The organism is Vicinamibacteria bacterium (assembly GCA_035620555.1).
Lineage (GTDB): Bacteria > Acidobacteriota > Vicinamibacteria > Marinacidobacterales > SMYC01 > DASPGQ01.
Genome location: DASPGQ010000179.1, coordinates 1 through 5832 on the forward strand (window position 1 = coordinate 1; position 5832 = coordinate 5832).

Annotated in this window: 4 protein-coding genes; 2 read left to right on the forward strand and 2 right to left on the reverse strand. The window is 63.7% G+C overall.

Features of this window, described 5'->3' with window-relative positions; genetic code table 11:
• The coding region (locus VEK15_06905) for an ABC transporter permease (GenBank protein HXV60403.1) at positions 1–1166 on the reverse strand (1166 nt) is incomplete at its 3' end.
• Positions 1167–1357: 191 nt separating this feature from the next.
• Here VEK15_06905 and VEK15_06910 point away from each other — a divergent pair.
• Positions 1358–2638: an FAD-dependent oxidoreductase gene (locus VEK15_06910; GenBank protein ID HXV60404.1), complete on the forward strand. Its 1281-nt coding sequence runs from the start codon at positions 1358–1360 to the stop codon at positions 2636–2638.
• A 230-nt stretch (positions 2639–2868) separates the two neighbouring features.
• On the opposite strand, the gene VEK15_06915 is transcribed toward VEK15_06910, so the two are convergent.
• Entirely contained in the window at positions 2869–3513 is a 645-nt protein-coding gene (locus VEK15_06915; GenBank protein HXV60405.1) for a hypothetical protein, read from the reverse strand.
• Positions 3514–3609: 96 nt separating this feature from the next.
• Between VEK15_06915 and VEK15_06920 the strand changes: the two genes are divergently transcribed.
• On the forward strand, positions 3610–5724 hold the full coding sequence (locus VEK15_06920; GenBank protein ID HXV60406.1) for a winged helix-turn-helix domain-containing protein: 2115 nt from the start codon (positions 3610–3612) through the stop codon (positions 5722–5724).
• Positions 5725–5832 lie beyond the last annotated feature (108 nt).

Sequence of the window (5832 nt, forward strand, 5' to 3'; positions counted from 1 at the left end):
AAGAGGAGCACACGGCTGTTGAGAGACAGATCCAAGGCGATCGGTACGGGGATGGGCGGCCGCAAAGAGAGGATTGCCTCGGTCGATACATAGGCGACGCCGATGCCGAGAACGCCGCCGAGCGACGAGAGGAGCAGGCTCTCGGTCAGAAGCTGCCTCACGAGCCGGAACCGCGACGATCCCATCGCCATACGGATCGCGACCTCCGAGCCGCGCGCCGAAGCGCGGGCGAGCAGCATGTTGGCCACGTTGGCGCAGGCAATGAGGAGTACCAGGCCAACGACGGCCATGAGCACCCCCGCTACCGGGTAGAGCGCACCGTCCACGATGGGGTGGATGCGCACGTCGTCGGATGGCATGAGATGGATGGCGCGATCGCGATACTCGTCGGGGTGCTCTTCACGAAGCTCTGCCATCAAGCGATCCATTTGAGCCTGGGCTTGCGCGATGCTGATTCCTCGCGCGAGCCGCGCCTTGACCAGGACGTTTCGTCGCGTGCGGCGATCGAGCCAGCTTCCGTCCTCTCGACTGGACGGCTCGAGGTGATCTCCCATCGCGAAAGGCGCCCACAGCTCCGTACCGATGCCGGGAATACTGCCGGTATACTCGGCCGGCATCACCCCGAGAATGGCATAGGGCCGACCGTTGAGCTCGATCGTGCGACCAATCGCCTCATGGTCCCCTCCCAGCCGACCCCGCCAGAAGGCGTCGCTGACCACGACCACAGGGTGACCGCCACGGCTGACGTCGTCCGAGGGCTCGAGCGCGCGACCCAACCGGGCGTGCAGGCCCTGAACCTGAAAGAAATTCCCCGAAACGACCTCCGTGAGGAGATACTCGCTCGATTGACCGACCCGGTAGCGCACGATGGCGGTCGATTGGGCGACCACACCCGAGAAGACGTCGGTCCGATCGCGGTACTCGCGATAATCCGCGTAAGAAGAGGTCGCATAGGGGTAGCCCGAGGAGTCGCTCAGGTACACCTCGACCAGGGTCTCGGGCTCGAAGGCCAATTTAGGCCGCAGCAGAACGGCGTCGACAGCACTGAAGATGGTGGTGTTGAACCCGATGCCCAGAGCGAGCGACAGCGTCGCAACCAGGGTGAAACCGGGGCTCTTCACCATGAGGCGAAGGCCGTAGCGGACATCTTTAATGAGATCGGTCATGGACCTCTTCCCGCGCTATACGGACTCCAGCTCGGTGAAGTTCAATCGAAAAGCGCACTCGTGCGCCACTAGCGTCATGGTTGGCTACGTTGCTGCGCTCACCCTCAAAGACTTGTTATCCGTTAAGATCTTCAGGGCGTTAGCGCACTTAGCGTGAGGTCGGGTCGCGTTCAGTCGTCAAGGAGGCTCAAATGGACCGTCGAAAATTCATCAAGACCGCCGGGGCGAGTGCGGGAGCTATTGCCATCGGTCGCGGAGTCGACGCGAACGCCGCCAACAGAGCTCCCGAGTCGGCCGGGTCTCAGTCGACCATGGGTTCACGAAGCGACGTTACCGCGGACGTGGCGGTCGTGGGCGCCGGCGTCATGGGAAACTGGACGGCACTCAACCTTCGGGAGATGGGCCTATCGGTGGTCCTGATCGACCAGTACAGCCCCGGGAACTCGAAGTCGAGCTCGATGGGCGAAGTGCGCGGGATGCGGCTCACTTACGGCGAGGAAGAGCACGAGATGCTCTGGGCACGAAACGCCTGCGAGCTGTGGAAGATGCGCCAAGCAGAGTTCGGTACCGACATGTTCTACCAATGCGGCGCGCTGGCGTTCAGGAGCCAGTGGACCGCTCGGAATTCTGCCGAACGGGCGCTCTTCGACAAGCACCGGGTTCCTTACGAGGTGATTTCCTACGATGATCTGATGCGGCGTTGGCCGCAGGCCCCACCCCCGAGCGAGGAGTTCTTCGGCTTCTATCACCCTTGGGGCGGGGTGCTGTCACCTCGTGATGCCAACCTGGCCGTCGCGACGTCGTTCAGGAAGAAGGGTGGCTCGCTGCTGATAGATAAGGCGTCGCCAGGAGCGCGCGCGGGTGGCAAGCTCCAGAGCGTTACGCTCACATCGGGCGCAACCGTCAGTGCCGACACCTTCGTGTTCGCCCTGGGGGCGTGGATGCCCAAGGTGTTCCCCGAGGTCATGAAGAACAAGCTTTCGGTGCGCAAAGCGGCATACTACATGTACGGCACGCCGCCGGGCGACAACCGCTTCTCGGTGCCGAACCTTCCCAACACCGGTCTCGGGCTCCCGAGCATCAACGGCGCGGGGTTCGGGCTACTGATCAGCCCGGGCGAAGAGGTGGACCCGGACCTTTTCGAGCGCGTGCCGAACGCGGACGAGAAAGCCGCCGCCAGAGAAACGCTGGCCCAACGGTTTCCCGCGCTCAAGGATCAGCCGATGCTCGCCGCTTGGTCATGCCAAACCGAGAACTCGGTCGACGGGCAGTGCTTCTTCGATCTGCATCCGGAGATGGACAACCTGTGGCTCGTCGGCGGTGGATCGTGGCACGCCTTCAAGATCGGCCCGGTGATCGGAGATTACGTCGCGCACCGGGTTGTGGGCGAGAAGAAGGGCTTGCCCGAGGCGGGACTGAGTGGAGAAGCGCTGGCGGCGATCTTCAAGCTGAAGCCAGAGACGTTCGGGTAGACGCCGCGTGCCCTTCCTCGCCCTGGCCCTCCAGGTATGTCAGCATCCTCTCGCTATCCGGAGGCTGTTTGGTCCCCTTCCTTGAAGCTCGTCGCCGAGCAAGGCTCGGCAGAGAAGGTGATTGAGCGAGCGCTCATGCCGCCGCCAGCACGACCACGGCGATGGAGACAGAACCTCAGATCCATTTCCTCACGGATTCAGGATAGAAAAATCGCTCGTCCCGGCCAGTGCTAGGGAAGTGGCGCCGCAGTCAGGTGGAACGGGAGGTTGAAGAACCCGTACGAGACCGGTTTCACCTTGCGACCCGCCTGAGGGACGTACTGTAGAAGCTCGACGACGGCGTCGTCACCCGTGAGCGAGACCGATCGCGAGCCGTCGGGGTTCCGCACGATGACCGCTTGCGTCTGGTAGACGAACTCCCACGCCGCGTCCTGGGTCGTGCCGCCGCTAGCGAGATCGACGGTGAGAATGAGAATCGAGACCGCTGTCGTGGTCGCCTTCTTGTGGAAGAGCTTCCACACGATGAACCTCGCGGGAACGCTTTCCGTGGACGAATCGGAGTCGCTGGGAGCGAGGTCGAGGTCCGGGGGCATCGGGCCGTCGGTATCGAAGGCGAGTGTGAGCGTTCGTCGTACGCCCCACGTCTGGCCGTTGCACGTCGCGGTGTTGCTCACGGTGCGCAGCTGGTAGAAGCCGTCGCTCGTGGCGACCGCCACCGAAACGCAGTCCTGGCCGTGGATGTATATGCCGCGATCGTCACTCAGGACTCGGTCGCCCGCTTCGTCGTGCAGCCGGCCCGTTCCGAAACCGTGCTGCGCCAGTGCGGCCCCGGCCCCACAACAAAATGATAAGGAAACAAACAACAAGCGCTTCATAGTTAGCCCTCCACCGTGGAGCATGAACGAGATTGCGATTGTCAGTCTTGAGGTTTCCATGAAAGAATCCTGAATCTTTCTCCAGGAGTGGTCCAGTTGGAGAAGATCGAGGCTTCACCGTCCAGGAGCGCTCGGCCCCTGCACGGCGGGCTTCGTTTCGGCCCCTTCTGCTTCGACGTCGCGACCGAAACCCTGAGCCGGAACGGGGCTCCTGTCTCGCTTCCTCCGCGTGCAACCCAGGTACTGAGGCAGCTCCTGGTCCGACCAGGCGAGCTCGTCTTAAAGGAAATCCTCCTCGACGCCGCCTGGAACGGGGTGGCCGTCTCGGAGCAGTCGCTCAGCGAAGCCATCAAAGTCCTGCGCCGCGCCCTGGACGACGACCCGCGTAAGCCCCGTTACATCCAGACCGTCCACCGTCGAGGGTTCCGGTTCGTTGGCTCGCTCGACGGCGCGGAACTGCCCGGTCCGCCACGACCGCGCCCCTCCTGGCGCCTGTGGATCGCGGTCTCCACCGTGCCGACGTTGTTCCTCGGGTGGTACCTGGGGCACCGCGCACCCGTCTCCCTGCCTCCCGCCGAGCTCGTCGCCCGCGGCGCAGAGCCCGATTCCGGCTCGCTCTCACCTGATGGAAAGAAGCTCGCCTTCACGACCTGGGCGGGCGGCGTCGTCGTTCGCGACCTCGAATCGGGCGAGGACACCTTTCTCGACCGACGCGGCGGGCTTCTTGAGTGCCCTCCGGTCTGGTCTCCCGACGGCTCGAGTCTCGCCTATCGATTCCGTGAAGCCGACCAGACGCAGATACGTGTCATCGCGCCGACAGCCTCTGCGCCGCGGATCGTTGATACGTCGGAGCGGGAGCTGTTCGTGACGGATTGGTCTCCCGATGGGAAACGCCTACTATTGCTGCGCCAGGCGCCCGAGGACGTTCGCTTCGCCACCCTTGCCGAGCTCACGCTCGAGACAGGAACGGTTCGCGACGTCGCTAGTGTCGAGTGGGTCTGGCCGCCCCGAGCGTTCTACTCGCCGGACGGAAAACGGATCGCTTACGGGTCGGGGGACGGTGACCGGGGGACGATCCATGTCTACGATCGCGAGCGACATCGGGACGTCGAGCTGACCCATCCCCATGCCGACGAGGGCTTTCCTCTCTGGTCACCCGACGGCCGGTATCTCCTTCATCGAAGTCGATCCGACGAGGACTGGGATCTCTGGGCGCTTCGTCTCGACGGACTCGAGCGCGCAGGCGGGCCGTATCTCATTCAGGACCGCGTGGGTGATTCGTACCCCTGGAGCTGGACTCGGGACGGCACGCTCCTTTCGGTGCAAAAGTCGCAGCGGGGCGAGATGTGGCGGCTGCGCCGCGAAGGCGAGCCTTCGCGTTTCAGCGAGCAGCTCGAGCAGTCGGTGCAAGAAGGCGTCCCCTCTCCGACCGGAGAATGGGTGGCGGTAAAGGTGGAGGGGGAATCGAGCTCCAAGAGCTTCTATCTCCTCTCCCGTTCCGAGGCCCGTCTACTGCCTTTGACGTCGGAGCTCCCCAGGTCGAGCGTCATCGGCTGGTCGCCCGACGAGAGCTGGTTTCTCCTGTGGGGACGAAGCCCGGCGAACGAGGACGTCTTCCTGCGATTCCATCTGGCGGAAAACGCCGCCCGCCCGGTCGAGATCGAGGCGGGACCGCCCCTCATGGGGCACTACGCCGCTCTTTCTCCCGACGGCCGTCTCCTCGTTCTCGAGGAGGGAAACTACGATTGCGAGCGGCGGCTCGTCCTCGTGAATCTGGAAAGCGGACTGCGGTCTCCGCTTGGTGTCGGCGGCTGTAAATTGATGTCCGCCTGGTCCCCCGACGGGCGAGAGATCGTCGTCGGCCGGCACGTCACGGGTCAAGAGAGCGACATCATCGTGATCTCGACCGGTGGCGATCGACTTCGAACCCTCGCGTCGTGGCAAACCGAGGGCTTCGGAAGCGTCGGGCCGATCGCGTGGTCCCCCGACGGAACATCGATCGTTCTCCTTCTTCATCCGCTCGGGTTGAACGAGCTGTGGGAGCTTCCGGCGGAAGGTGGAGAGCTGCGACTTCTCTATCGGCCCGAGCGGATCGATCCCTGGAAGCCCTACTGGCCCACGGAGGACTCGGGAATCTTTTTCACGGCGATGCGGATGGAGAGCCGCCTCTGGAAGCGGCGGGACGTTCTGGCGAGGCTTCAGAGCAACTGACGGAGGAGTCCCATGCGTACAACGAGTCTGGGTGTTACAGTCCTTCTATTCCTCACGCCTTCGGCGAGAGCTCAGATTCCGACGGGGAAGATCCTCGGCACGTTGCGG